20 protein-coding genes and 1 tRNA gene are annotated in these 22805 nt (G+C 54.2%); 7 read left to right on the plus strand and 14 right to left on the minus strand.

The genetic code is table 11. From position 1 onward, the window contains the following. Positions 1-138 (minus strand): YciY family protein (locus B3797_RS09530; protein ID WP_311790962.1); only part of this gene is annotated, 138 nt, incomplete at its 3' end. A gap of 161 nt (positions 139-299) precedes the next feature. On the opposite strand from B3797_RS09530, the gene cls reads away from it, so the two are divergent. Together cls and B3797_RS09540 are read left to right on the plus strand one after the other, a co-directional pair. Next, complete coding sequence (gene cls / locus B3797_RS09535) at positions 300-1760, plus strand: cardiolipin synthase (protein ID WP_311784462.1); 1461 nt, start codon at positions 300-302, stop codon at positions 1758-1760. 45 nt (positions 1761-1805) lie between these two features. After that, complete coding sequence (locus B3797_RS09540) at positions 1806-2129, plus strand: HI1450 family dsDNA-mimic protein (protein ID WP_033746744.1); 324 nt, start codon at positions 1806-1808, stop codon at positions 2127-2129. A 119-nt stretch (positions 2130-2248) separates the two neighbouring features. Here B3797_RS09540 and oppF read toward each other — a convergent pair whose 3' ends face one another. The 7 genes from oppF to B3797_RS09575 all read right to left on the minus strand — a co-directional run bounded on the left by oppF (position 2249) and on the right by B3797_RS09575 (position 10830). Beyond that, positions 2249-3250, minus strand: coding sequence for a murein tripeptide/oligopeptide ABC transporter ATP binding protein OppF (gene oppF / locus B3797_RS09545; protein WP_033746742.1), 1002 nt, complete (start codon positions 3248-3250; stop codon positions 2249-2251). Beyond that, positions 3247-4260 carry an ABC transporter ATP-binding protein gene (locus B3797_RS09550; protein ID WP_120454020.1) on the minus strand — a complete coding sequence of 338 codons (1014 nt, stop codon included), beginning with the start codon at positions 4258-4260 and terminating at the stop codon, positions 3247-3249. The genes oppF and B3797_RS09550 overlap by 4 nt, the downstream gene beginning before the upstream one ends. 11 nt (positions 4261-4271) lie before the next feature. Continuing rightward, positions 4272-5180: an oligopeptide ABC transporter permease OppC gene (gene oppC / locus B3797_RS09555; protein WP_311784464.1), complete on the minus strand. Its 909-nt coding sequence runs from the start codon at positions 5178-5180 to the stop codon at positions 4272-4274. Positions 5181-5194: 14 nt separating this feature from the next. After that, complete coding sequence (gene oppB / locus B3797_RS09560; protein ID WP_311784465.1) at positions 5195-6115, minus strand: oligopeptide ABC transporter permease OppB; 921 nt, start codon at positions 6113-6115, stop codon at positions 5195-5197. 93 nt (positions 6116-6208) lie between these two features. Then, positions 6209-7846 carry an oligopeptide ABC transporter substrate-binding protein OppA gene (oppA, locus tag B3797_RS09565; protein ID WP_120454015.1) on the minus strand — a complete coding sequence of 546 codons (1638 nt, stop codon included), beginning with the start codon at positions 7844-7846 and terminating at the stop codon, positions 6209-6211. A gap of 150 nt (positions 7847-7996) precedes the next feature. Next, positions 7997-9613 carry an ABC transporter substrate-binding protein gene (locus B3797_RS09570; RefSeq protein WP_311790963.1) on the minus strand — a complete coding sequence of 539 codons (1617 nt, stop codon included), beginning with the start codon at positions 9611-9613 and terminating at the stop codon, positions 7997-7999. 569 nt (positions 9614-10182) lie between these two features. Next, a complete protein-coding gene (locus B3797_RS09575) occupies positions 10183-10830 on the minus strand; it encodes a YchE family NAAT transporter (RefSeq protein WP_033747940.1) in 648 nt (215 codons plus the stop codon). A 428-nt stretch (positions 10831-11258) separates the two neighbouring features. Between B3797_RS09575 and adhE the strand changes: the two genes are divergently transcribed. Continuing rightward, positions 11259-13946 carry a bifunctional acetaldehyde-CoA/alcohol dehydrogenase gene (gene adhE, locus B3797_RS09580; RefSeq protein WP_311784467.1) on the plus strand — a complete coding sequence of 896 codons (2688 nt, stop codon included), beginning with the start codon at positions 11259-11261 and terminating at the stop codon, positions 13944-13946. Positions 13947-14005: 59 nt separating this feature from the next. On the opposite strand, the gene tdk is transcribed toward adhE, so the two are convergent. Then, positions 14006-14623 carry a thymidine kinase gene (gene tdk / locus B3797_RS09585; RefSeq protein WP_311784468.1) on the minus strand — a complete coding sequence of 206 codons (618 nt, stop codon included), beginning with the start codon at positions 14621-14623 and terminating at the stop codon, positions 14006-14008. A gap of 430 nt (positions 14624-15053) precedes the next feature. On the opposite strand from tdk, the gene hns reads away from it, so the two are divergent. After that, positions 15054-15461 carry a histone-like nucleoid-structuring protein H-NS gene (gene hns / locus B3797_RS09590; RefSeq protein WP_311784469.1) on the plus strand — a complete coding sequence of 136 codons (408 nt, stop codon included), beginning with the start codon at positions 15054-15056 and terminating at the stop codon, positions 15459-15461. Positions 15462-15549: 88 nt separating this feature from the next. Here the strand turns inward: hns and B3797_RS09595 are convergent, their stop codons facing one another. The 5 genes from B3797_RS09595 to rssA all read right to left on the minus strand — a co-directional run bounded on the left by B3797_RS09595 (position 15550) and on the right by rssA (position 21058). After that, positions 15550-16557 carry an NAD-dependent epimerase gene (locus B3797_RS09595; RefSeq protein WP_311784470.1) on the minus strand — a complete coding sequence of 336 codons (1008 nt, stop codon included), beginning with the start codon at positions 16555-16557 and terminating at the stop codon, positions 15550-15552. Positions 16558-16571: 14 nt separating this feature from the next. Continuing rightward, positions 16572-17912: a UDP-glucose dehydrogenase family protein gene (locus tag B3797_RS09600; RefSeq protein ID WP_120454002.1), complete on the minus strand. Its 1341-nt coding sequence runs from the start codon at positions 17910-17912 to the stop codon at positions 16572-16574. Positions 17913-17934: 22 nt separating this feature from the next. Beyond that, positions 17935-18843 carry a UTP--glucose-1-phosphate uridylyltransferase GalU gene (galU, locus tag B3797_RS09605; RefSeq protein WP_120454000.1) on the minus strand — a complete coding sequence of 303 codons (909 nt, stop codon included), beginning with the start codon at positions 18841-18843 and terminating at the stop codon, positions 17935-17937. 193 nt (positions 18844-19036) lie between these two features. After that, positions 19037-20053, minus strand: coding sequence for a two-component system response regulator RssB (gene rssB / locus B3797_RS09610; protein ID WP_311784471.1), 1017 nt, complete (start codon positions 20051-20053; stop codon positions 19037-19039). Positions 20054-20152: 99 nt separating this feature from the next. Beyond that, positions 20153-21058 (minus strand): patatin-like phospholipase RssA, encoded by a 906-nt coding sequence (rssA, locus tag B3797_RS09615; RefSeq protein ID WP_311784472.1) that lies wholly within the window; start codon positions 21056-21058, stop codon positions 20153-20155. Positions 21059-21151: 93 nt separating this feature from the next. Between rssA and B3797_RS09620 the strand changes: the two genes are divergently transcribed. From B3797_RS09620 to B3797_RS09630, 3 genes are all read left to right on the plus strand, one after another. After that, positions 21152-21607 (plus strand): YchJ family protein, encoded by a 456-nt coding sequence (locus tag B3797_RS09620; RefSeq protein WP_311790960.1) that lies wholly within the window; start codon positions 21152-21154, stop codon positions 21605-21607. 54 nt (positions 21608-21661) lie between these two features. Then, positions 21662-22510, plus strand: a complete 849-nt coding sequence (gene purU / locus B3797_RS09625) for a formyltetrahydrofolate deformylase (RefSeq protein WP_120453992.1) — start codon at positions 21662-21664, stop codon at positions 22508-22510. Between the two features lie 145 nt (positions 22511-22655). After that, positions 22656-22740 (plus strand) — tRNA-Tyr (locus tag B3797_RS09630). Positions 22741-22805 lie beyond the last annotated feature (65 nt).

The following is a 22805-nucleotide window of genomic DNA, read 5'->3' on the forward strand; positions in this document are numbered from 1 at the left end:
CTGCTGCTGCGCCAGCTGCTGGCGAATCGCGTGAATACGGCTGTAGCGACGCGACTGGCCTTCCAGCCAGCGGGCGCGTCGGCGATGCACCTGGCGCAACATTCTCCAGCGTGCCACTTCATTTCTGCTTTTTCTCATCACCTGCTCTCCTGCTTCGACATCACGCGGCCGCATTATAAACATCTTCACGCCAATGCCAACTCGGATCTCTTATCGAACTCCTGCGGCGATTGGGGGTTTCGTTGTCCTCTGTCAGCACGTAAACTTCTCTGACCAAGCGCGAACGGGATGTCCACTTAATGACCACTTTTTACACTTTAATCAGCTGGTTGCTGCTGTTTGGCTACTGGTTGCTGATTGCCGGCGTCACGCTACGTATTTTGATGAAGCGCCGGACGGTCACTTCCGCCATGGCCTGGCTGTTGATTATCTATATCATTCCTCTGGTGGGCATCATTGCATACCTCTCTTTTGGCGAATTGCATCTGGGCAAGCGCCGCGCGGAGCGGGCGCGCACCATGTGGCCCGCCACGGCAAAGTGGCTAAGCGACCTTAAGCAGCGCAGCCATATTTTCGCTACCGAGCACAGCGATGTCGCGCGTTCACTGTTCCAGCTCTGCCAGAATCGCCAGGGGATCGCCGGGGTCAAAGGCAATCAGCTACAGCTGCTCACCAGTTCGGATGACGTTATGCACGCGCTCATCCGCGATATTCAACTGGCGCGCCACAATATTGAGATGGTGTTCTATATCTGGCATCCCGGCGGCCTGGCGGACGAGGTGGCCGAGTCCCTGATGGCGGCCTCGCGACGCGGCGTGCACTGCCGTCTGATGCTCGACTCCGCAGGAAGCGTGACCTTTTTCCGTAGCCCCTGGGTGGGCATGATGCGCAATGCCGGCATTGACGTGGTAGAGGCGCTGCAGGTCAGCCTGCTGCGCGTGTTTCTGCGCCGTATGGACCTGCGCCAGCACCGCAAGGTGGTGCTGATTGATAACTACATCGCCTACACCGGCAGCATGAACCTGGTGGATCCGCGCTTCTTCAAGCAGGACGCGGGCGTCGGCCAGTGGGTCGATCTGATGGCGCGAATGGAAGGCCCGGTCGCAACCACCATGGGCATCGTCTACAGCTGTGACTGGGAGATTGAAACCGGCAAACGTATTCTGCCGCCGCCGCCCGACGGTAATATCATGCCGTTCGAGCGCGAGAGTGGTCATACTGTGCAGGTCATCGCTTCCGGGCCGGGCTTCCCGGAGGATATGATCCACCAGGCGCTGCTGACTGCCGTCTATTCAGCGCGCGAGCAGCTGATTATGACCACGCCCTATTTCGTGCCGAGCGACGACCTGCTGCACGCCATCTGCACCGCGGCGCTGCGCGGCGTCGAGGTGAGTATTATCGTGCCGCGCCATAATGATTCGCTGCTGGTCGGCTGGGCGAGCCGCGCCTTTTTTAGCGAGCTGCTGGAGGCGGGCGTCAGGATCTATCAGTTTGAGGATGGTTTGCTGCACACCAAGAGCGTGCTGGTGGATGGACAGCTTAGCCTGGTCGGGACGGTGAATCTGGATATGCGCAGCCTGTGGCTCAATTTTGAAATCACGCTGGTTGTGGATGACGCGGGCTTCGGCAGTGATCTAGCCTGCGTGCAGGATGATTATATCGCGCGAGCGCGCCTGCTCGACGCAAAGCGCTGGTCAAAACGTGCCTGGTGGCAACGCATTGTTGAACGACTGTTTTACTTCTTTAGCCCTTTACTGTAAAACGAGCGGAAATTGCAACGCGGCCACAGGCAGACAGAACCGATGATGGATTTAAATAATCGCCTTACCGAAGACGAAACGCTGGAACAGGCTTACGACATTTTTCTTGAACTGGCAGGCGACAACCTCGATCCGGCGGATATTATTCTTTTTAACCTGCAGTTTGAAGAGCGCGGCGGCGCAGAGCTGTTCGATCCTTCAGAAGACTGGAAGGAGCACGTCGACTTCGATCTCAACCCGGACTTCTTCTCTGAAGTGGTGATTGGGCTGGGTGAGGCGGACGGCGAGCCGATTACCGATGTGTTCGCGCGCGTGCTGCTGTGCCGCGAAAAAGATCACAAGCTGTGCCATATTCTCTGGCGCGAATAAGCGACCTGACAGTCTGCTATCGCGGATAACAGGGCCGAAAAGCCAGGCGCTCCGACAGAGATGTCTTTGCCCTGTTACACATCAGTTAATAAACGCCGGGCTTCTGCCCGGCGTTTTGTTTACAGCGGATCCACCTTCAGGCAGGAGACCGCATGGCGGAAACTCCCCTCCAGCAGCGGCCGCGTTTTAGCACACTCTGGCCCGGCAATCGGGCAGCGGGTGCGGAACACGCAGCCTGACGGCGGATTGATCGGCGACGGCAGCTCCCCTTCCAGCAGCTGGATCTGCTTGTTCTTCTCCAGATCGGGATCGGGAATCGGCACTGCCGACATCAGCGCGCGCGTATAAGGATGCTGCGGATTGTTGTAGACCGCATCGTAGGTGCCCAGCTCTACCGCATGGCCAAGATACATCACCAGCACGCGGTCAGAGATATGCTTCACTACCGCCAGATCGTGCGCGATAAAGATTAGCGACAGGCCCATCTCGCGCTGCAGCTGCTGCAGCAGATTGACCACCTGCGCCTGAATCGAGACGTCGAGCGCTGACACCGGCTCGTCGCAGATAATCAGCTTCGGCTCCAGGATCAATGCGCGCGCGATGCCGATACGCTGGCACTGACCGCCCGAAAATTCATGGGGATAGCGGTTAATCAGGTTCGGCAACAAACCCACCTTCATCATCATATTTTTGACGCGGTCTTTCACTTCCTGACGCGGCATCTTTGGATGATAGGTACGCAGCGGCTCGGCGATAATGTCGCCGATGGTCATACGCGGGTTAAGCGAGGCCAGCGGATCCTGAAAGATCATCTGAATATCGCTGCGCGCCTTGCGCCACTCCTCTTCGCTCTGGCCGAGCAGATCGCGCCCCAGCCAGGCGACGCGGCCATCGGTGGCCTTTACCAGACCGATAATGGCGCGCGCCAGCGTCGATTTGCCGCAGCCGGACTCGCCAACCACGCCCAGGGTTTCGCCCTCATAAAGACGCAGGCTGACGCCATCCACCGCCTTCAGGGATTTGGGCGGCTGCCAGAACCACTGACGTCCATCTTTAATGTCGAAATGCACCTTGAGGTCGGCGATTTCCAGCAGAACTTTTTTCTCAGCGACGGTACTCATACTAACTCCTCCACCGGCTTAAAGCAGGCGCGCAGGCGCCCTTCACCAAACGGCAGCAGCGGCGGCGACTGGGTGCAGATATCCATCGCATGCGGACAACGCGGCTGGAATGGGCAGCCCTGGGGCAGACGCAGCAGGTTTGGCGGGTTGCCAGGAATGGTGGTCAGGCTTTCGCCTTCGGCGTCCAGGCGCGGTACCGCGCTCAACAGGCCGATTGAATAGGGATGCGCCGGCTGATAAAAGACGTCGCGCGCGCGGCCATATTCCATGGTGCGCCCGGCGTACATTACCAGCACCTTGTCGCAAATGCCTGCGACTACGCCCAGGTCGTGAGTGATCATAATAATCGCGGTATTGAACTCGCGCTTCAGCTCGTTGAGCAGCGTCATGATCTGCGCCTGAACCGTCACGTCGAGCGCCGTGGTCGGCTCATCGGCAATCAGCAGCTTAGGCCGACAGAGCAGCGCCATAGCAATCATTACGCGCTGGCGCATCCCGCCGGAAAACTCATGCGGGAACATTTTCATGCGCTTGCGCGCTTCCGGCATTTTCACCGCGTCCAGCATACGCACTGACTCTTCAAAAGCCTGCGCCCCGCTCATCCCTTTGTGCAGCTTCAGCACTTCCATCAGCTGATCGCCGACGCGCATATAAGGATTAAGCGAGGTCATCGGATCCTGAAAGATCATCGCAATCTGCTCGGCGCGCAGTTTATTTAGCGCTTTCTCCGGCAGGTTGAGGATCTCTTTGCCGTTAAACAGCGCGGTGCCGCCGATGCGGCCGTTTTTCGCCAGCAGTCCCATCAGGGCGAACGCCGTCTGCGACTTGCCGGAACCCGACTCGCCGACGATGCCCAGGGTTTCGCCGGCGCGCAGCGAAAAGTTCAGGTCGTTGACCGCCGTGACGTCGCCGTCATGGGTCTGGAAAGTCACGCGTAAATCCTTCACTTCCAGTAACAGGTCGCTTCCCGCGCGGGCAGCCATTGCTGGCTGAAATTCATGAATAGTCATCGGGAAACTCCTTAGCGATCTTTCGGGTCGAGGGCGTCACGCAGGCCATCGCCGATAAAGTTGAAACAGAACAGCGTCACCACCAGAAAACCGGCCGGGAACAGCAGCAGCCACGGCGCAACTTCCATTGAGTTAGCGCCATCGCTGAGCAACGCGCCCCAGCTGCTCAGCGGCTCCTGGGTACCGAGGCCGAGGAAGCTGAGGAAGGATTCAAACAGGATCATGCTCGGCACCAGCAGCGAGGCGTAAACCACCACCACGCCCAGCACGTTCGGCACGATATGGCGCAGCACGATGCTGGGGGTCGAGACGCCGCCGACGTGCGCCGCTTCGATAAACTCTTTACGCTTCAGGCCCAGCGTCTGGCCGCGCACGATACGCGCCATATCGAGCCATGAAACCATACCGATAGCGGCAAAAATCAGCAGAATATTGCGGCCAAAAAAGGTCACCAGCAGGATAACGAAGAACATAAACGGAAATGAGTTCAGGATCTCCAGAATACGCATCATCACCGAGTCGGTTTTGCCGCCGAGATAGCCAGCAAGCGATCCGTAAAGGGTGCCGACGATCACCGCGATCAGCGCCGAGGCGATACCGACCATCAGCGAGATGCGCCCGCCGATGGCGACGCGCACCAGCAGATCGCGCCCGGACGAGTCTGTACCAAACCAGTGGCCGGAAGTGGTATCCGGCATGGCGGACATCATCCCCCAGTCGGTATCGTCATAGGCGAACTGAGAAAACATCGGGGCGAAAATAACAAATAACGTAATCAGCAGCAGCACCAGCAGACTGATCAGCGCCGCGCGGTTATGAATAAAACGGCGACGCGCATCCTGCCACAGGCTGCGCCCTTCTACCTCCAGCTTTTCGCTGAAGGCATCAAGAGCTTCGCTGTTTTTCTTACTCAACATCATAGCGAGCTCCAGCTTTAGTAACGGATTTTCGGATCGATCACGGCGTAGAGCACGTCCACGATCGCATTGAAAATAATGGTAAGCACCCCGACCAGGATAGTCAGGCTCATGACCAGCGAGTAATCACGGTTCAGCGCGCCGTTCACAAACAGCTGTCCGATGCCCGGCAGACCGTAAATTGACTCAATCACCATTGAACCGGTGATAATGCCGACAAACGCCGGACCGAGATAGGAGAGCACCGGCAGCAGCGCTGGCTTGAGCGCATGGCGCAGCACGATACGTCGCAGCGGCAGGCCTTTGGCGCGCGCGGTGCGGATGAAGTTGGAGTGCATCACTTCAATCATCGAGCCGCGGGTAATACGCGCAATGCTGGCGATATAGGCCAGCGACAGCGCCACCATCGGCAGCAGCATATAGCGCAGCTGTCCGCCGTTCCAGCCGCCGCCGGGCAGCCATTTCAGGGTAATGGCGAAGAGCAGCACCAGCAGCGGCGCCACCACGAAGCTGGGTATCACCACGCCGGTCATGGCGACCCCCATCACCGCGTAATCCCACAGGCTGTTCTGCTTCAGCGCCGCAATGACGCCCGCCGTCACGCCAAGTATCACCGCCAGCACAAAGGCCGCCAGGCCAAGTTTGGCGGAAACCGGGAAGGCGTGAGAGACCAGATAGTTAACCGTGTAATCTTTATATTTGAACGAAGGGCCGAAATCGCCGTGCGCCAGCTGGATCAGATAATCGAGATACTGCTTGCCGATGGGATCGTTCAGATGGTACTTCGCTTCGATATTCGCCATCACTTCAGGCGCCAGCGTGCGTTCGCCGGTAAAAGGACTGCCTGGCGCGAGGCGCATCATAAAGAACGAGATAGTGATCAGCACGAAGAGCGTGGGTATCGCTTCGAGCAGTCGACGCAGGATAAATTTTAACATTGCCGTACCTACCAGGCTTATTGCTTCATAAAGCGTACAAAGTACATAAGGGCGACGCGCCATGCGCCGCCCTTGCCGATAGCCTGTTTGCTATTAGTGTTTGATAATATAGAAATTCTTGTCGAGAGTTTTATCCAGCGGATCTTTCCCGGTATAGCCGCCGACGTAAGGTTTCACCAGGCGCGCGTTCACGTAGTAGTAAACCGGCACGATGGTGCTGTCCTTATCCATAATCTGCTCTGCTTTGGCATAATCCGCCGCACGCGCCTTGTCGTCTGCCGCCTTGATCGCATCGTGGATCACTTTATCAAACTCGGCGCTCTTGTAATGCGACGTGTTGTTGCTGCTGTCGGAGAGCATGGTGTTCAGGAACGACGTCGGCTCGTTATAGTCCGCGCACCAGGCCGCGCGCGCTACGTCGAAGTTGCCCTGATGACGCGTATCCAGGAAGGTTTTCCACTCCTGGTTTTCCAGCTTGATATTGACGCCGATATTCTTCTTCCAGATTGAAGAGGCGGCGATCGCCAGCTTTTTATGCAGATCGGAGGTGTTATAGAGCAGATTGAACGTCAGCGGCTTATCTGCGGTATAGCCCGCTTCCGCCAGCAGTTTTTTCGCCTCTTCGTTACGTTTATCCTGAGACCACTTGAACCAGTCCGGCGGAAGAATATCCATACCGTCTGTCGCTGGTGGCGTATAGCTGTAAGCCGGCAGCTGGCCCTGCGCCAGCACTTTGTTCACGATAATATCGCGGTCCAGACCCAGCTTGAGCGCGGCGCGCACGCGCGGATCGGTAAATGGCGCTTTCTGGTTGTTGATTTCGTAGTAGTAGGTGCAGAGATAGGGATCGACATGCAGCTCTTTGCCGTTTTCGCGCTGCAGTTTTTTGAACAGCTCAATCGGCATGTTGTTGTAGGTCATATCGCTGCCGTTTTCCGAGAAGTAGCGGTTAACGTCACTGACTTCGGAGTTGATCGGCAGGAAGGTGACCTTGTTCAGGACGGTATGGGCGTTGTCCCAGTATTGCGTGTTACGCACCAGGGTAATACGTTCGTTAATCACGTGCGCTTCCAGCTTGAACGCGCCGTTGCCGACCCAGTTCTGCGCCTGCGTCCACTGGTCGCCGAATTTTTCAATCGCCGGCTTATAAACCGGTGACATCACGGCGTTGATCAGCAGCTTGTAAAAATAGGGTACCGGCTCGCTCAGCGTCACCTGCAGCGTATGATCATCCAGCGCTTTGACGCCCAGCTCAGAGGTCGGCTTTTTACCGGCGATAATGTCATCGACGTTCTCAATATGACCATACTGCAGATAGCTGGCGTATGGCGAGGCGGTTTTTGGATCGGCCAGACGCTGCCAGCTGTAAACGAAGTCCTGTGCGGTTACCGGCTCGCCGTTTGACCATTTGGCATTGTTGCGCAGATGGAATGTCCAGACTTTAAAATCTTTGTTTTCCCACTTTTCCGCGACGCCCGGCACCGGGTGGCCGTCGCTGTCGCTGACCAGCAGCCCTTCATAGAGATCGCGCGCCACGTTATCTTCCGGCACGCCTTCAATCTTGTGCGGGTCCAGCGACTGCACTTCATCGCCGTTACCGCGCACCAGCTCCTGCTTCGCCGCCAGTTCGACGCCCGCCGGAACGTTTGCCGCCACTGCATTCCCTGCCAGTGCGCCGATCGCCGCCAGCACGCCAGCGGCAATCAGGCTTTTTTTCGTGATGTTGTTCATTATTACACTCCAGTTTTTTATCTTCACCGAGACGGCAAGCCGTTCCGGCGTCCCCCGTTAGCGGGTTCCTCATTTTGGCTGAGGATAGTCATGTGCCCCGAAAGGCTTCGGCACTGCGCGCGCTTCCCGGCTTATGTTGTCGGGTAAGCCTCAGTGCTTTTTAATGTAGTAATATTTCAAACCGGTCATATCGAGCGGATCTTTACCGGTGAAGCCGCCTGTCCAGGGTTTCACCAGCCGCACGCTGACGCGGTAATAAACTGGCACAATCGCCGAGTCGCTGTCGAGCTGCGCTTCAGCCTGCTGATAGAGAGCGGCGCGCGCCTCCTCGCTGCTGGCGGATAAAGTTTGCGCCAGCAGACGATCGTATTTTTCGCTGTGATAAAAAGCGGTATTAATAGAAGCGTTGCCGATCAACATATTGAGAAAGGTCGACGGCTCGTTGTAATCGGCGCACCATGTGGCGCGTACCACGTCATACTGCGCCTGATGCCGCGTTTCCAGCAGGGTTTTCCACTCCTGATTCTGCAGGCTGACCTGCGCGCCGAGGTTCTTTTGCCACATAGACGCGGCCGCAATTGCCTGCTTTTTGTTTTGATCCGAGGTGTTATAAAGCAGCGTAAAGCGCAGCGGATGCTGTGCATTGTAGCCCGCCTCGGCCAGCAGCTTTTTGGCCGCCGCGTTGCGCTCCGCCTGGCTCAAGGTAAACCACGCCGGTGGCGTCAGCGTTATGCCCGCCGTCGAGGGCGGCGTCAGACTGTAAGCGGGGATCTGCCCCTGCCCCATAATCTTCTGCGTAATAATATCGCGGTCCAGCGTCAGCTTGATGGCAGTACGTACGCGCGCATCGTTAAACGGCGGCTTTTTGTTATTAATCTCGTAATAAAAGGTGCAGAGCAGCGGGCTGACTTTCACCTCATCGCCCAGCTCACTCTGAAGCTTATGGAAAAGCTCAGGCGGCACCACGCTGTTGGTCATATCGGTATTGCCGCTGCGATAGCGGTTAACGTCGTTATGATCCGACTCAATCGGCAGGAAGGTGCCCTGTTCAATCACCGTATGGGCGTTATCCCAGTAGCCCGGATTGCGCTTCAGCACCAGCTTCTCGTTGATCACCCACTCGCTCAGCAGATAGGCGCCGTTGCCGACGTAGTGTTCTGGCCGGGTCCAGGCGTCGCCCCACTTCTCTACCGTCGCCGCATTGACTGGCGACAGCGCGGCATTAGCCAGCATGGAGATAAAATAGGGTACGGGTTCGCTCAGCGTGACCTGCAAATGATGGTCGTCCAGCGCCCTGACGCCAAGTCGATCGGGCGGGGCTTTTCCGGCAACGACCTCATCAACATTGCTGAGATGCGCCGCCTGGAGATAGCTGGCATAGGGTGATGCGGTTTTGGGATCGGCGAGACGTCGCCAGCTGTAAACGAAATCCTGCGCGGTAACGGGCGCGCCGTTACTCCACTTCGCGTTGTCGCGCAGGGTAAAGGTCCAGACCTTTCCGCCCTCGTTTTGCCATGACTGCGCCACACCCGGCACGATATTGCCATCGTTATCGGTGGCAACCAGCCCTTCCAGCAAATTCGCTATGATGCGCGACTCAGGCACGCCTTCGGTTTTCTGCGGATCGAGCGACGAAACCTCTGTGCCGTTGTTAATAACGATATTTTGCGTGGCGGCGAGTTCAGTGCCTGGAGGGACGGTTGCGGCGTGCGCGGCGCCGAACATTATCATTAAGCTGACTGACAGCGGCGTAATCTTCCATTCCATCAAAAAAGTAACCCTTCTCTTTTAAGCCCTTTAGCTCATAAGCAAGAAGCGTTCTCACTTTGAGACCAAATGAAAAACTATTGCGCCGAAAATTAGCAGAACGGTCGACCCGCCGACAAAGTAAAAATAACAAAAATGTTACCTGATTCTCTTTTATCACGTCTGCATGCGGGAGCATAGCGTTAATTTTTATGCAAAAATAAGGTTTATCACGCTGTTTCTAAAGCTATTTATCACATTTCCCGGCTTTACAGGCGCTTTACCTTTCTTTCGCCCTTTAAAATGCGCGACCCTTCTGCATTTTTCATCTTTGTTAAAACAATACGCAAGCAATTGCAGCTTTCGTGCCAGTTTATTGTGTCATTCCTACAGAAGCTGACATTTTATGATGTGAAAATTGTCACAGCGAGATGAGATCGCGCCTGGCGCGACAGGCAGGTTAGTAATTTACTTAATAATTCTGGCAGCCGATTAAGCCGCAGGAATAATTGCATGGTTATGGTGCAATAAAAGGAGCAATTGCACCATTAAGAGACACGGGGGGATTTGCGCAGGAAATTAAGCGCTAATTAATTTACCAGGCCGGGAAACAGCGCTTTGATGCCGGTGACCACAAATTCAATACCCAGCGCCATCAGCAGCAACCCCATAATACGCGTAATAACGTTGATACCGGTCTGGCCAAGCACGCGCACCATCAGCGGCGCGGCGCGAAACAGCAGCCAACAGCAAAAAGCGAACAGCGCAATCGCAACGCTAAAGCCCAGCAGGTTTTGCCAGCTGTGATAGCGGGTGCTCCAGACAATGGTCGAGCTGATAGCGCCAGGCCCAGCCATAAGCGGCAGCGCGAGCGGCACCACGCCGATGCTTTCGCGAATAGCGGTTTCTGATTTTTCCTGTTTGTTCTGTTTGTCTTCGCCCAGCTTGCCGCTGATCATCGACATCGCAATGGTGACCACCAGAATGCCGCCCGCAATGCGGAAAGAATCGATGGAGATACCAAAAATATGCAGGATAGCGTCGCCGAGAAAAAGCGAGGTCCAGAGAATAATGGCGACCGCAAGGTTCGCGGTCATATTGGTTTTGTTACGCTCAGCCGCCGCCTGATAGCTGGTCATGCTGATAAAAACCGGAATAATGCCGACTGGATTCACCAGCGCGAACAGGCCAACAAAGAATTTGATATAGCCCGAAAGATCAAGCAAAGCAGGGTTCACGGTTCGCTCCGATGAGGGAAAAGAAATCGCCCTTAATTTACGCAAAAACCGGACTTTTAACCAGTCGGGGCCACAGAAAATTCTGCTGCATCAGGGCCGCAGAGCGAGTCTGTTACGCCAGCAACGTATCGGGAAGAAGAATAAAACCGTACGGCGCCCGATACTGTGCAAAATTTAGCAAAAATAGCTGCTGAAAGGAGTCAGCTTGGGCTTAAATTGATTTACATCAATATTGATCTACCCCATTCCAGGTAATCTTTTCTCACCGAAACTAAACAGTAAGGTTCTTTGCCAGGGCGAAAACTCTTTCAGTAAGCCGACAAAAATTCTGTCTTTTTGGCTTAAGTCAAAATATTAGCGCAGCATGGCTATAATCAGGACTCCAGGCAGGTTTACTAATAGAGTTTAACTTCCTTCAGGAGAACACCATGGCCGTAACTAATGTCGCTGAACTTAACGCACTGGTAGAACGCGTAAAACAAGCACAGCGTGAATACGCCAGTTTCACTCAAGAACAGGTTGACGCAATCTTCCGCGCTGCCGCCCTTGCCGCCGCTGACGCCCGCATCCCTCTCGCGAAAATGGCGGTCGCTGAATCAGGTATGGGTATCGTTGAAGATAAAGTTATTAAAAACCACTTTGCCTCAGAATATATCTATAACGCTTATAAGGACGAAAAGACCTGCGGCGTGCTGGATACCGACGATACGTTCGGCACCATCACTATCGCTGAGCCGATCGGCCTGATTTGCGGTATCGTTCCAACCACCAACCCGACCTCAACGGCGATTTTCAAAGCGCTGATTAGCCTGAAAACGCGTAACGGCATTATCTTCTCTCCACATCCGCGCGCCAAAGAAGCCACTAATAAGGCAGCAGATATCGTGTTGCAGGCCGCGATTGCCGCAGGCGCGCCTAAAGATATTATCGGCTGGATCGATACCCCGTCCGTCGAGCTTTCAAATCAGCTGATGCATCACCCTGATATCAATCTGATCCTGGCGACAGGCGGCCCCGGCATGGTGAAAGCCGCCTACAGCTCCGGTAAACCAGCAATCGGCGTCGGCGCGGGCAATACCCCGGTCGTGATTGATGAAACGGCTGATATCAAGCGCGCCGTCGCGTCGATCCTGATGTCAAAAACCTTCGATAACGGCGTGATTTGCGCATCAGAACAGTCTGTTATCGTGGTTGACTCCGTTTATGACGCGGTGCGCGAGCGTTTCGCCAGCCACGGCGGCTATCTGTTGCAGGGCGAAGAGCTGAAAGCCGTACAGAATGTTATTTTGAAAAACGGCGCGCTCAACGCGGCAATTGTCGGTCAGCCCGCCTTTAAAATTGCCGAGCTGGCAGGTATCAGCGTGCCAGCCAGCACCAAAATTCTGATTGGCGAAGTGAAGCTGGTTGATGAATCTGAACCTTTCGCCCATGAAAAACTGTCACCGACGCTGGCAATGTACCGCGCCAGAGATTTCGAAGACGCCGTTGCGAAAGCAGAGAAGCTGGTAGCGATGGGCGGTATCGGTCACACCTCCTGTCTTTATACCGATCAGGACAACCAGAAAGCGCGCGTAAACTACTTTGGCGACCGCATGAAAACCGCGCGTATCCTGATTAACACGCCTGCCTCTCAGGGCGGTATCGGCGACCTTTATAACTTTAAGCTGGCACCTTCGCTGACGCTGGGCTGCGGTTCCTGGGGCGGTAACTCCATTTCCGAAAACGTGGGACCGAAACACCTTATCAACAAGAAAACCGTGGCTAAGCGAGCAGAAAACATGTTGTGGCATAAACTTCCGAAGTCTATCTACTTCCGCCGCGGCTCGCTGCCGATTGCGCTGGAAGAGGTGGCCACCGACGGTGCGAAACGCGCCTTTATCGTCACCGACCGCTTCCTGTTCAATAACGGCTATGCCGATCAGGTTACGCGCGTGTTGAAATCACACGGCATCGAAACCGAAGTGTTCTTTGAAGTAGAAGCGGATCCGACGCTGAGCATCGTGCGTAAAGGCACTGAACAGATGAACAGCTTTAAGCCAGACGTGATTATCGCGCTGGGCGGCGGCTCCCCGATGGATGCTGCGAAAATCATGTGGGTGATGTATGAACATCCTGAAACCCATTTTGAAGAGCTGGCTCTGCGCTTTATGGATATCCGTAAACGTATTTATAAGTTCCCGAAAATGGGCGTGAAGGCACGCATGATCGCTATCACCACCACGTCAGGCACCGGCTCGGAAGTGACGCCGTTTGCGGTAGTAACGGATGACGCCACCGGTCAGAAATATCCGCTGGCGGACTACGCCCTGACGCCGGACATGGCGATTGTCGACGCCAACCTGGTGATGGAAATGCCGCGCTCGCTCTGCGCCTTCGGCGGTCTGGATGCGGTCACCCACGCGCTGGAAGCTTATGTGTCGGTACTGGCTAATGAATACTCCGACGGCCAGGCGTTACAGGCGCTGAAGCTGCTGAAAGAAAACCTGCCGGCCAGCTATCGGGAAGGCGCGAAAAACCCGGTAGCGCGTGAACGCGTACACAATGCCGCGACCATCGCCGGTATCGCCTTTGCTAACGCCTTCCTCGGCGTGTGTCACTCAATGGCGCATAAGCTGGGTTCGGAGTTCCATATTCCGCATGGCCTGGCGAACGCGCTGCTGATTTGCAACGTTATCCGCTATAACGCCAACGACAACCCAACCAAGCAGACGGCGTTCAGCCAGTATGACCGTCCGCAGGCGCGCCGCCGCTATGCGGAAGTCGCTGACCATTTAGGCCTGTCGGCCCCTGGCGACCGCACCGCGCAGAAAATCGAGAAGCTGCTGGCGTGGCTGGATGAGATGAAAACTCAGCTGGGTATCCCCACTTCTATCCGCGAAGCGGGCGTTCAGGAAGCGGACTTCCTGGCTAAAGTTGACAAGCTGGCTGAAGACGCCTTCGACGACCAGTGCACCGGCGCTAACCCGCGCTATCCGCTGATTGCCGAGCTGAAACAGATTATGCTGGATACTTTCTACGGCCGCGAATATGCCGAGCCTTTCTCCGACGTGGCGCAGGCTCAGGCCGCACAGCCGGTGAAACTGGAGAAAGCCGAGAAAAAAGCGAAGAAAGCCTGATTATCAACCTGAAAAAAAACCCGCTTCGGCGGGTTTTTTTATCGCTGTTAACCACCTTATTAAGCGGGCTTATGCTGACCGTAGATTGCCGCCAGCGAGCCCTGCTCTATCGCCTGCTTGTAATGTTTGCGGCATACCGAGATATAGCGCTCATTACCGCCGATCACCACCTGTTCGCCTTCGCTGAAGGGGCGGCCTTCGGAGTCAAGCCGCAACACCATGCCCGCTTTTCTTCCGCAGTGGCAGACGGTTTTTAACTCCACCAGCTTATCGGCCCAGGCAAGCAGATACTGGCTTCCGCCAAAGAGCTCGCCGCGAAAATCGGTACGCAGCCCGTAGCAGAGCACAGGAATATCCATATTATCGACAACGTCGGAGAGTGCCTTGACCTGATCGCGCGTTAAGAACTGACACTCATCCACCAGCACGCAGTGCACTGGCTGGCGCGCATGTTCCGCCGCAATCTCCTCATCCAGCCGCGTTTGCGCATTAAACAGCGCGGCAGGCGATGAAAGCCCAATGCGGGAACTGACCTTGCCTGCGCCGAAACGATCGTCAATTTCAGCGGTATAGACCAGCGTTCGCATACCGCGTTCCTGATAATTGTAAGATGACTGTAATAAGGCTGTGGATTTCCCTGCATTCATTGCGGAATAATAAAAATAGAGCTGAGCCATTAGTGTGATTTCTCAAAGCATTGCAAACCGAATGGACGGAATTCTATCACAGTTAAACACAAATTATGGCGGCGATTATTATGCGCAGGCTGTTTACAACTTCGCCAGCCCGAGATAAAAACCGCTTCGTCTCTGCAGAATTTTTTAATCATTAAGCCAGGACTTTATTGTTAAAGAAACTGTCTTACGCCAGTGCGTGGGCTTCGCCTCGCTTGAGATAGTGCGTCTGCTCGCTTTAACGTTTCGGATTTTCATATCGTGCTGATGGGTGAATATCAACCGGCTTACCGTTTCTTTTGATTAAACCTTATGGAGAAAATTAATTATCATTCTTTCCTGTTCCACTTATTTACTATTGCAGTAATTTTTTACCGCCACTATTATTAGCTGGCAGAACACCTCTTCATTAATATATTCAGAGATCAGGACAATGAGCGAAGCACTAAAAATCCTTAATAATATCCGTACATTACGCGCACAGGCTCGAGAGTGTTCACTGGAAACGCTGGAAGAAATGCTGGAAAAACTCGAGGTTGTGGTTAATGAACGCCGCGAAGAAGATACGCATGCGAAAGCAGAAAGTGAAGAACGCACGCGTAAACTTGAGCAATACAGAGAAATGCTGCTGGCTGATGGAATCGATCCCAATGAGCTGTTAAGCACAATTTCTGAAAATAAAGCGCCCGGTAAAACAAAACGCGCTGCGCGTCCGGCTAAATATCAGTATGTAGATGAAAATGGCGAAACCCGTACCTGGACCGGCCAGGGACGTACGCCAGCCGTAATCAAAAAGGCGATTGAAGAAGAAGGTAAACAGCTGGACAGCTTTCTGCTTTAATAACTGACGGTGCTTCTATCATTTGGGTCACACTGGTTGTGTGACCCCCAGATTAATCAGGGAAAGGAAGCGCAGGCTTCCTTTTTTATCAGACGTTATAAAACTCACGATACCAGCTTACAAAGCGTTCCACGCCCTCTTCCACGCTGGTCTGCGGTTTAAAGCCAATCGCCTTGTATAACGCTGCGGTATCCGCGCTGGTCTCCAGCACATCGCCAGGCTGCATAGGCAACAGATTTTTCTTCGCCGTTACGCCCAGCGCCTTTTCAATCGCCTCAATATATTTTATCAGGCTGGTCGGCTGGCTGTTTCCGATGTTATATACGCGATAAGGCGCGGAACTGGTGGCAGGCGAACCCTTTTCCACCGTCCAGCTTTCATCTTTCTGCGGAATAACATCCTGCAGGCGCACAATGGCTTCGGCAATATCATCAATATAGGTGAAGTCGCGTTTCATCTCGCCGCGGTTATAGACATCAATCGCTTCCCCGGCAATCATCGCGCGCGTAAATTTAAACAGCGCCATATCAGGCCGTCCCCAGGGTCCATATACGGTAAAAAAGCGTAAACCGGTAGTGGGCAGCTGATAAAGATGGGAATAAGTATGCGACATCAGTTCATTGGCTTTTTTCGTCGCCGCATAAAGCGATACGGGATGGTCTACGCTGTCATCCGTAGAAAACGGCATTTTGCGGTTCAGTCCATAAACAGAACTGGAGGATGCATAGAGCAGATGCTCAATTTTATGATGGCGACACCCTTCCAGAATATTTAAATGACCAATCAGGTTAGCGTCTGCATAAGCGTGAGGATTATCGATAGAATAACGCACCCCCGCCTGAGCGCCCAGATGAATGACGCGTTGAAAAGCGTGTTGTTCGAATAACGAGGCAATGGCTGCGCGATCCGCCAGCTCCATTTTAATAAACGTGAAGCCAGGGTGCTGAGAAATTAGATCAAGACGTGATTGTTTCAGGCCGACATCATAATAGTCGTTCAGATTATCGATACCGACAATCTGGTGACCGGCGGCCAGCAGGCGTTGAGTAACGTGAAATCCAATAAAGCCTGCGGCGCCAGTCACCAGAATGTTCATACTTCCCTCGTTAATTACGCAATTTGAATAGATGCTCCGCGGCCGATTGCATAATAAACGAAACCGCGTTTGCTGATACGCTCTGGATCATACAGGTTGCGACCATCAAAAATCACGGGTTGTTTGAGGGAATTTTTAATAACGTCGAAGTCCGGCGCACGGAAATTCTGCCACTCCGTACAGATCACCAGGCCATCCGCGCCCTGCAGCGCCGCTTCTTTGGTACCCATCAGCTTCAGATCGCTGCGGTGACCATAGATGCGCTGCGCCTCATCCATCGCTTCCGGATCGAACGCCTGAACGCTTGCGCCTGCTTCCCACAGGGATTCCATCAGCACGCGGCTGGAGGCTTCACGCATATCGTCGGTGTTCGGTTTAAACGACAGACCCCAGAGGGCGAACGTTTTACCGCTTAAATCGTCGCCGAAGTGGCGCTTGATAAAAGTAGGCAGCTTGGTTTTCTGGCTGTCGTTGACATCTTCCACCGCCTGCAGCAGGCGCGGTTTGTAGCCAATCGACTCGGCGGTACGGATCAGTGCCTGAACATCTTTCGGGAAACAGGAACCGCCGTAGCCGCAGCCAGGGTAGATAAAGTGGTAGCCGATACGTGAATCAGAACCGATGCCCTGACGCACTTTCTCGACGTCCGCACCCAGACGCTCGGCAAGGTTGGAAATCTCATTCATGAAGCTGATTTTAGTCGCCAGCATGCAGTTAGCCGCGTATTTGGTCAGCTCCGCGCTGCGGATATCCATCACGATCATACGATCGTGATTGCGGTTGAACGGCTCATAGAGTTCGCGCAACAGCTCTTCGACTTCATCATTATCTGTACCTACCACGATGCGCTCAGGACGCATGCAGTCGTTAACGGCTGCGCCTTCCTTGAGAAACTCCGGGTTGGATACCACGTCAAACGTCAGGCTGACGCCGCGATCGCGCAGGGTCTCTTCCATCACGCGACGCACTTTATCCGCTGTTCCGACTGGAACGGTGGATTTATCCAGCACAACCTTGTGATCCTTCATATGCTGCGCAATGGTACGAGCAACGGCGGTCACATATTTAAGGTCAGCCGAACCGTCCTCATCCGGCGGCGTGCCCACGGCGATAAACTGCATTACACCGTGATTGACGCCCTCTTCCGCATCTGTGCTGAACTTAAGGCGACCGGCCTCATAGTTCGACATAACCAGCGGCGTAAGGCCGGGTTCGAAAATGGGGATGATGCCTTTTTTCAGGTTTTCGACTTTTTTTGCGTCGACATCAATGCAGAGAACGTCATGTCCGACTTCGGCCAACACCGCAGCCTGAACCAGACCGACATAGCCGATACCAAATACAGTGACTTTCATTGAGTTATCCTGTGTTTATGAATTACTTTTTATTGCCAACTGCGCTATCGAGCCACTGAGAAAAATCTTTGCCCAGCACCGGATGGCGAACACCGTACTCAACGAATGCCTGCATATAACCCAGCTTGTTACCGCAGTCATGGCTTACGCCTTTCAGGTGGTAAGCTTCTACCGTCTCTTTCTCCATCAGCATGGCGATTGAGTCGGTCAGTTGAACTTCGCCGCCTGCGCCCGGAGGGGTTTTCGCCAGCAGAGGCCAGATATCCGCAGAGAGAACGTAACGGCCTACAACTGCGAGGTTAGACGGCGCTTCGTTGGCTTTCGGTTTCTCAACCACGCCAACCATCGGCGCGCTGTCGCCCGGCTGCAGTTCAGCGCCCTGGCAGTCAACCACGCCGTAAGCGGTCACGTCCGCTACCGGCTCAACCATAATCTGGCTGCGGCCTGACTCGTCGAAACGGCTCAGCATTTCCGCCAGGTTATCTTTGGTCGGGTTGGATTCATATTCGTCGATAATCACGTCAGGCAGGATCACCGCAACTGGCTCATCGCCAATCAGCGGATGGGCGCACATTACCGCGTGGCCGAGGCCTTTAGCGATACCCTGACGCACCTGCATGATGGTGACGTGCGGCGGGCAGATTGACTGGATTTCGTCCAGCAGCTGACGCTTAACACGTTTTTCCAGCATCGCTTCCAGCTCAAAACTGGTATCGAAGTGGTTTTCAATGGAGTTTTTAGAAGAGTGCGTAACCAGCACAATTTCGTTAATTCCTGCTGCGATGCACTCGTTAACGACATACTGAATTAACGGCTTATCGACCAGCGGTAACATCTCTTTCGGAATCGCTTTTGTCGCAGGGAGCATACGGGTGCCCAAACCTGCTACAGGGATTACCGCTTTTTTTACTTTGGACTTATAGGCAGACATCAAGATACCTCTCTTATAGGCCGTTCAAGTTAATACTTGATATGTCGGTTGAAATTCGGAAATGAGTATATCAGTTACCATCGAACGGATTTATCCTGGAAGGAGTCAATCCGCAGAATTTAAGACTATTACCCAAGTGTAAAGCTAACCTTTGGACCTGTCTTCAGACCCTGACGAAATTAAATTTTTTCGCCTATTCTTCAGTCGCTAACATCAGGCGGATCCTGCCGCCGGCGCCCCAGACGTGGCATTGCCAGTTGTCGGCTCGCTGGCTGATTTGATTAAGGTGGGTGCTTCCCATAGTGCCAAGGGGAACGCCATTACTGAGTTGAATTTGGTGGGCGTGAACATGCAGCGTCGCGTTTAATCCAGCTGAAACCAGAATGAGGTTTTTATGAGTACGATGGTAGTAACCCACCAGCAGCGGAAACTGACCGGTCAGGTTCGCCTGACGCAGCAGTAAATTGACCTGCCGCAAAAGCCCGTTTAGCTCTGGCAATCGCTGCTTCTGACCCGAAAGCTGCTCCTGCAGCAGGCCGTTGAATAAGGCGCGCAGTAACAGCGCGGCCAGCACGCCGTTATCGCCAGCGCGCGTTACGTCAAGGCAGTAGAACGCGAGATCTTTATCTGAGAGCGCCGCAATATCCAGCACCAGCCCCGGCTGTTCAGCCATGGTAAGCTGGCGGTAATTGATGCGACAGCTGGCAACCGTCTGCTGTACCGGCGGCTGAAGCTGCTTAAGCAGTTTTGCCGCGGCGGCCGGGTCGCGCACCAGCGCGTCCCAGTCCTGAAATAGCTGCTCATCCTCCTCCACCTTTGAGGTGAACATAGAAGGATAGAGGCATTCATAGACCGCTTCGCGAAAGCGCTCAAAATTTTTCAACGGCTTAAGCAGCACGTCCTGCACACCAAGGCGCAGCACATGGGCGATATCTGCCATATTTTCGGTGGCTGAGATAATCAGAATCGGCACGCTGTTGCCGCGCGTGCGAATATGCTCCACAAACTGAATGCCGTTCATGCGCGGCATTTCCAGATCGCAGATCACCAAATCCACAGCATGCTGCTGCAGATGACTTATCCCATCAATGCCGTCACCGGCTTCAAACGTACTGGCGCCAAGCGCCAGCAAGAAGTTGTTTACCAGAGAACGGAAAACGACCTCATCTTCGACAATGAGTATCTTTTTGCCGATTAGTGGTTTCTCCATTCTTTCCCCCTGCGTACCAGATCAATCAATAGTGGTTCATAAAACGCAGTTGCGCCTTTCAGAATTAGCCGAAGTAACACCTGTGAATGAACAACCTGATTATCTGTTTCGCACCAGCGGTAATAGTTCATCCATTTTTTTCTCAACGGCGGCCTTGCCTGCCTCGATAGCCTCTTTAGCGCGATGGAAGTCCAGCGTTGAAATCTGCGGACAAAACGGCTGAATCAGGACATCGGGAGGATCGCCTGCCATACGGTTGCGCTTCAGGCGATTTTCCAGCACCTGGATGGATGTCGACATAATCTCCATCGCACCCGGCGTTTGCGTTGCGCGGCGGTGAGTCAAGCCTACCAGCCGCTGACGTATTTTTTTGGCCCAGCTAAGGGCCGCGGCCGAAACCGCTTCGTCGCTGTTTTGCGGCGTCACTGACAGGAGATCCTGCTGCATCAGATGCGCGTCATGCTGGAGATCGACAGCAATAACAATATCCGCGCCAAGCGCTCGCGTAAGCGAAACGGGTACGGGATTCACAACCGCCCCATCTACCAGCCAGTAACCATTGTAGCCGACCGGCGGTAATAAGCCTGGCATACTACAGGATGCGCGCACAGCCTGATGTAGATCGCCTTCGGTCAGCCATAGTTCCCGACCGGTGCTTAAATTTGTCGCCACCACGCCGAAAGGCTTGCCGCAGCTCTCGAGCGCATTATGGGTAATCAGCTGTCGGACATGATTAAAAACGCGTTCGCCGCGCAGCAACCCGCCGCGCTGCCAGGAGAGATCCATCAGGCGAATAACGTCCCAGTAGCGAAAAGCGCTGACCCATTTTTCCATGTGCGGCAGCTTATCGTTCACATACGCTGCACCGACTAAAGCACCAACGGAACAGCCTGCCACCACGTCTATTTCGACGCCTGCTCGCGTCAGTGCGTTAATGACACCAATATGCGCCCATCCTTTGGCTGCGCCTGACCCTAACGCCAGACCAATTTTAACCTTTCTCATTTACCCTCTGCCGCCGACGACTGTGCATAGCTTCACTGCGCCAGGTCGGCTACCATATGGCGTCATCCTATTTTATCGCTCACAGGAGTTATTGTGTCCGAACCCTGTCCTTGCTGCAGCGGGAAGCAGTATAGCCTATGTTGCGCTCCCTTTCTGGCGGGCGAGCAGCTGCCTGAATCAGCTGAGCAGTTAATGCGCTCGCGCTATACTGCTTATGCTATGCAAAACAGCGACTGGCTGATCGCCAGCTGGCATCCGAGCCAGCGTGTACCCGATATGGCGCAGCGATTATCCGAAAGTTTCGCCGGTACCGAATGGCTAAGCCTGAATGTAACCTGTTGTAATCATGGAAGCCATGATAATGAAGCTTTCGTCACTTTTTTTGCGCGTTACCGCGAAAATTCGCAGATACGCGCTATCCACGAGCGTTCTCGCTTTCTTCGCGAGGATCATCGCTGGTACTATGTCGACGGAACGGCGCCTCAGACAGGGCGCAACGATCGCTGTCCATGTGGCTCCGATAAAAAATACAAGAAATGTTGTGGCTGAACAGCATACGGCCCAACGGTTTTACCCAATCGCTTTGACAGGACTCTGATCGAGATGCAAGCGCAAACTATGCAACGAAAAGTTTTACGTACCATTTGCCCTGATGCGAAAGGTCTAATCGCTAAAATTACGAATATCTGTTACAAGCACGAGCTGAATATCGTGCAAAACAATGAATTTGTTGATCATCGCACCGGACGCTTTTTTATGCGTACCGAACTGGAAGGCATTTTCAACGACAACACGCTGCTGGCAGATTTAGACAGCGCACTGCCGACCGGATCGACCCGCGAGCTGAACAGCGCCGGCCGCCGTCGCGTGGTGATTCTGGTCACCAAAGAGGCGCACTGCCTTGGCGACCTGCTGATGAAGAGTGCCTTTGGCGGGCTGGATATGGAGATCGCCGCGGTTATCGGCAACCACGACACCCTGCGTTCGCTGGTTGAGCGTTTCGATATTCCTTTCGTGCTGGTCAGCCATGAAGGCTTGTCGCGCGAAGAGCATGACAACCGTATGGCGGACGAGATTGATCGCTACCAGCCTGATTATGTGGTGCTGGCGAAATATATGCGCGTGCTGACGCCCGCCTTTGTGCAGCGTTACCCGAACCAGATCATCAATATTCACCACTCCTTCCTGCCTGCGTTTATCGGCGCGCGCCCTTATCATCAGGCTTACGAGCGCGGCGTGAAGATCATCGGCGCAACGGCGCACTACGTGAACGATAATCTGGATGAAGGCCCAATCATCATGCAGGACGTGATTAACGTTGATCACAGCTACACGGCTGAAGAGATGATGCGCGCCGGACGCGACGTAGAAAAGAACGTATTAAGCCGCGCGCTTTATAAAGTGCTGGGGCAGCGCGTGTTTGTTTACGGCAACCGCACGATTATTCTTTAAGCGCATCGGGCGCTGAATTGCCTGTGAATTCAGCGCCACGGGCAAAAAGTGGGCAAACGGTTCACATTTTTCTGTTGGGCGCTTTACACCCTGAACGCATTTGGTATGATGCGCCCCGCTTTCAGGCACAATGATTCAGGCCAGTGGTGGGATTCCCGAGCGGCCAAAGGGAGCAGACTGTAAATCTGCCGTCACAGACTTCGAAGGTTCGAATCCTTCTCCCACCACCATCTGAATCACATGTTCGCCTGACCGGTCATTACCAGCATATCCCAGGTGGGATTCCCGAGCGGCC

The sequence above is a fragment of the Pantoea sp. UBA5923 genome (assembly GCF_002431095.1).
Classification (GTDB): domain Bacteria; phylum Pseudomonadota; class Gammaproteobacteria; order Enterobacterales; family Enterobacteriaceae; genus Pantoea; species Pantoea piersonii.

What these genes read in the sequence shown, in the direction of transcription:
- rssB (WP_311784471.1), bottom strand. Translation starts at nt 20,053, where the DNA reads ATGGAGAAACCACTAATCGGCAAAAAGATACTCATTGTCGAAGATGAG.
- rssA (WP_311784472.1), bottom strand. Translation starts at nt 21,058, where the DNA reads ATGAGAAAGGTTAAAATTGGTCTGGCGTTAGGGTCAGGCGCAGCCAAA.
- B3797_RS09600 (WP_120454002.1), bottom strand. Translation starts at nt 17,912, where the DNA reads ATGAAAGTCACTGTATTTGGTATCGGCTATGTCGGTCTGGTTCAGGCT.
- cls (WP_311784462.1), top strand. Translation starts at nt 300, where the DNA reads ATGACCACTTTTTACACTTTAATCAGCTGGTTGCTGCTGTTTGGCTAC.
- galU (WP_120454000.1), bottom strand. Translation starts at nt 18,843, where the DNA reads ATGTCTGCCTATAAGTCCAAAGTAAAAAAAGCGGTAATCCCTGTAGCA.
- B3797_RS09550 (WP_120454020.1), bottom strand. Translation starts at nt 4,260, where the DNA reads ATGACTATTCATGAATTTCAGCCAGCAATGGCTGCCCGCGCGGGAAGC.
- B3797_RS09595 (WP_311784470.1), bottom strand. Translation starts at nt 16,557, where the DNA reads ATGAACATTCTGGTGACTGGCGCCGCAGGCTTTATTGGATTTCACGTT.
- purU (WP_120453992.1), top strand. Translation starts at nt 21,662, where the DNA reads ATGCAAGCGCAAACTATGCAACGAAAAGTTTTACGTACCATTTGCCCT.
- oppB (WP_311784465.1), bottom strand. Translation starts at nt 6,115, where the DNA reads ATGTTAAAATTTATCCTGCGTCGACTGCTCGAAGCGATACCCACGCTC.
- B3797_RS09540 (WP_033746744.1), top strand. Translation starts at nt 1,806, where the DNA reads ATGGATTTAAATAATCGCCTTACCGAAGACGAAACGCTGGAACAGGCT.
- tdk (WP_311784468.1), bottom strand. Translation starts at nt 14,623, where the DNA reads ATGGCTCAGCTCTATTTTTATTATTCCGCAATGAATGCAGGGAAATCC.
- oppA (WP_120454015.1), bottom strand. Translation starts at nt 7,846, where the DNA reads ATGAACAACATCACGAAAAAAAGCCTGATTGCCGCTGGCGTGCTGGCG.
- oppF (WP_033746742.1), bottom strand. Translation starts at nt 3,250, where the DNA reads ATGAGTACCGTCGCTGAGAAAAAAGTTCTGCTGGAAATCGCCGACCTC.
- adhE (WP_311784467.1), top strand. Translation starts at nt 11,259, where the DNA reads ATGGCCGTAACTAATGTCGCTGAACTTAACGCACTGGTAGAACGCGTA.
- oppC (WP_311784464.1), bottom strand. Translation starts at nt 5,180, where the DNA reads ATGATGTTGAGTAAGAAAAACAGCGAAGCTCTTGATGCCTTCAGCGAA.
- B3797_RS09570 (WP_311790963.1), bottom strand. Translation starts at nt 9,613, where the DNA reads ATGGAATGGAAGATTACGCCGCTGTCAGTCAGCTTAATGATAATGTTC.
- hns (WP_311784469.1), top strand. Translation starts at nt 15,054, where the DNA reads ATGAGCGAAGCACTAAAAATCCTTAATAATATCCGTACATTACGCGCA.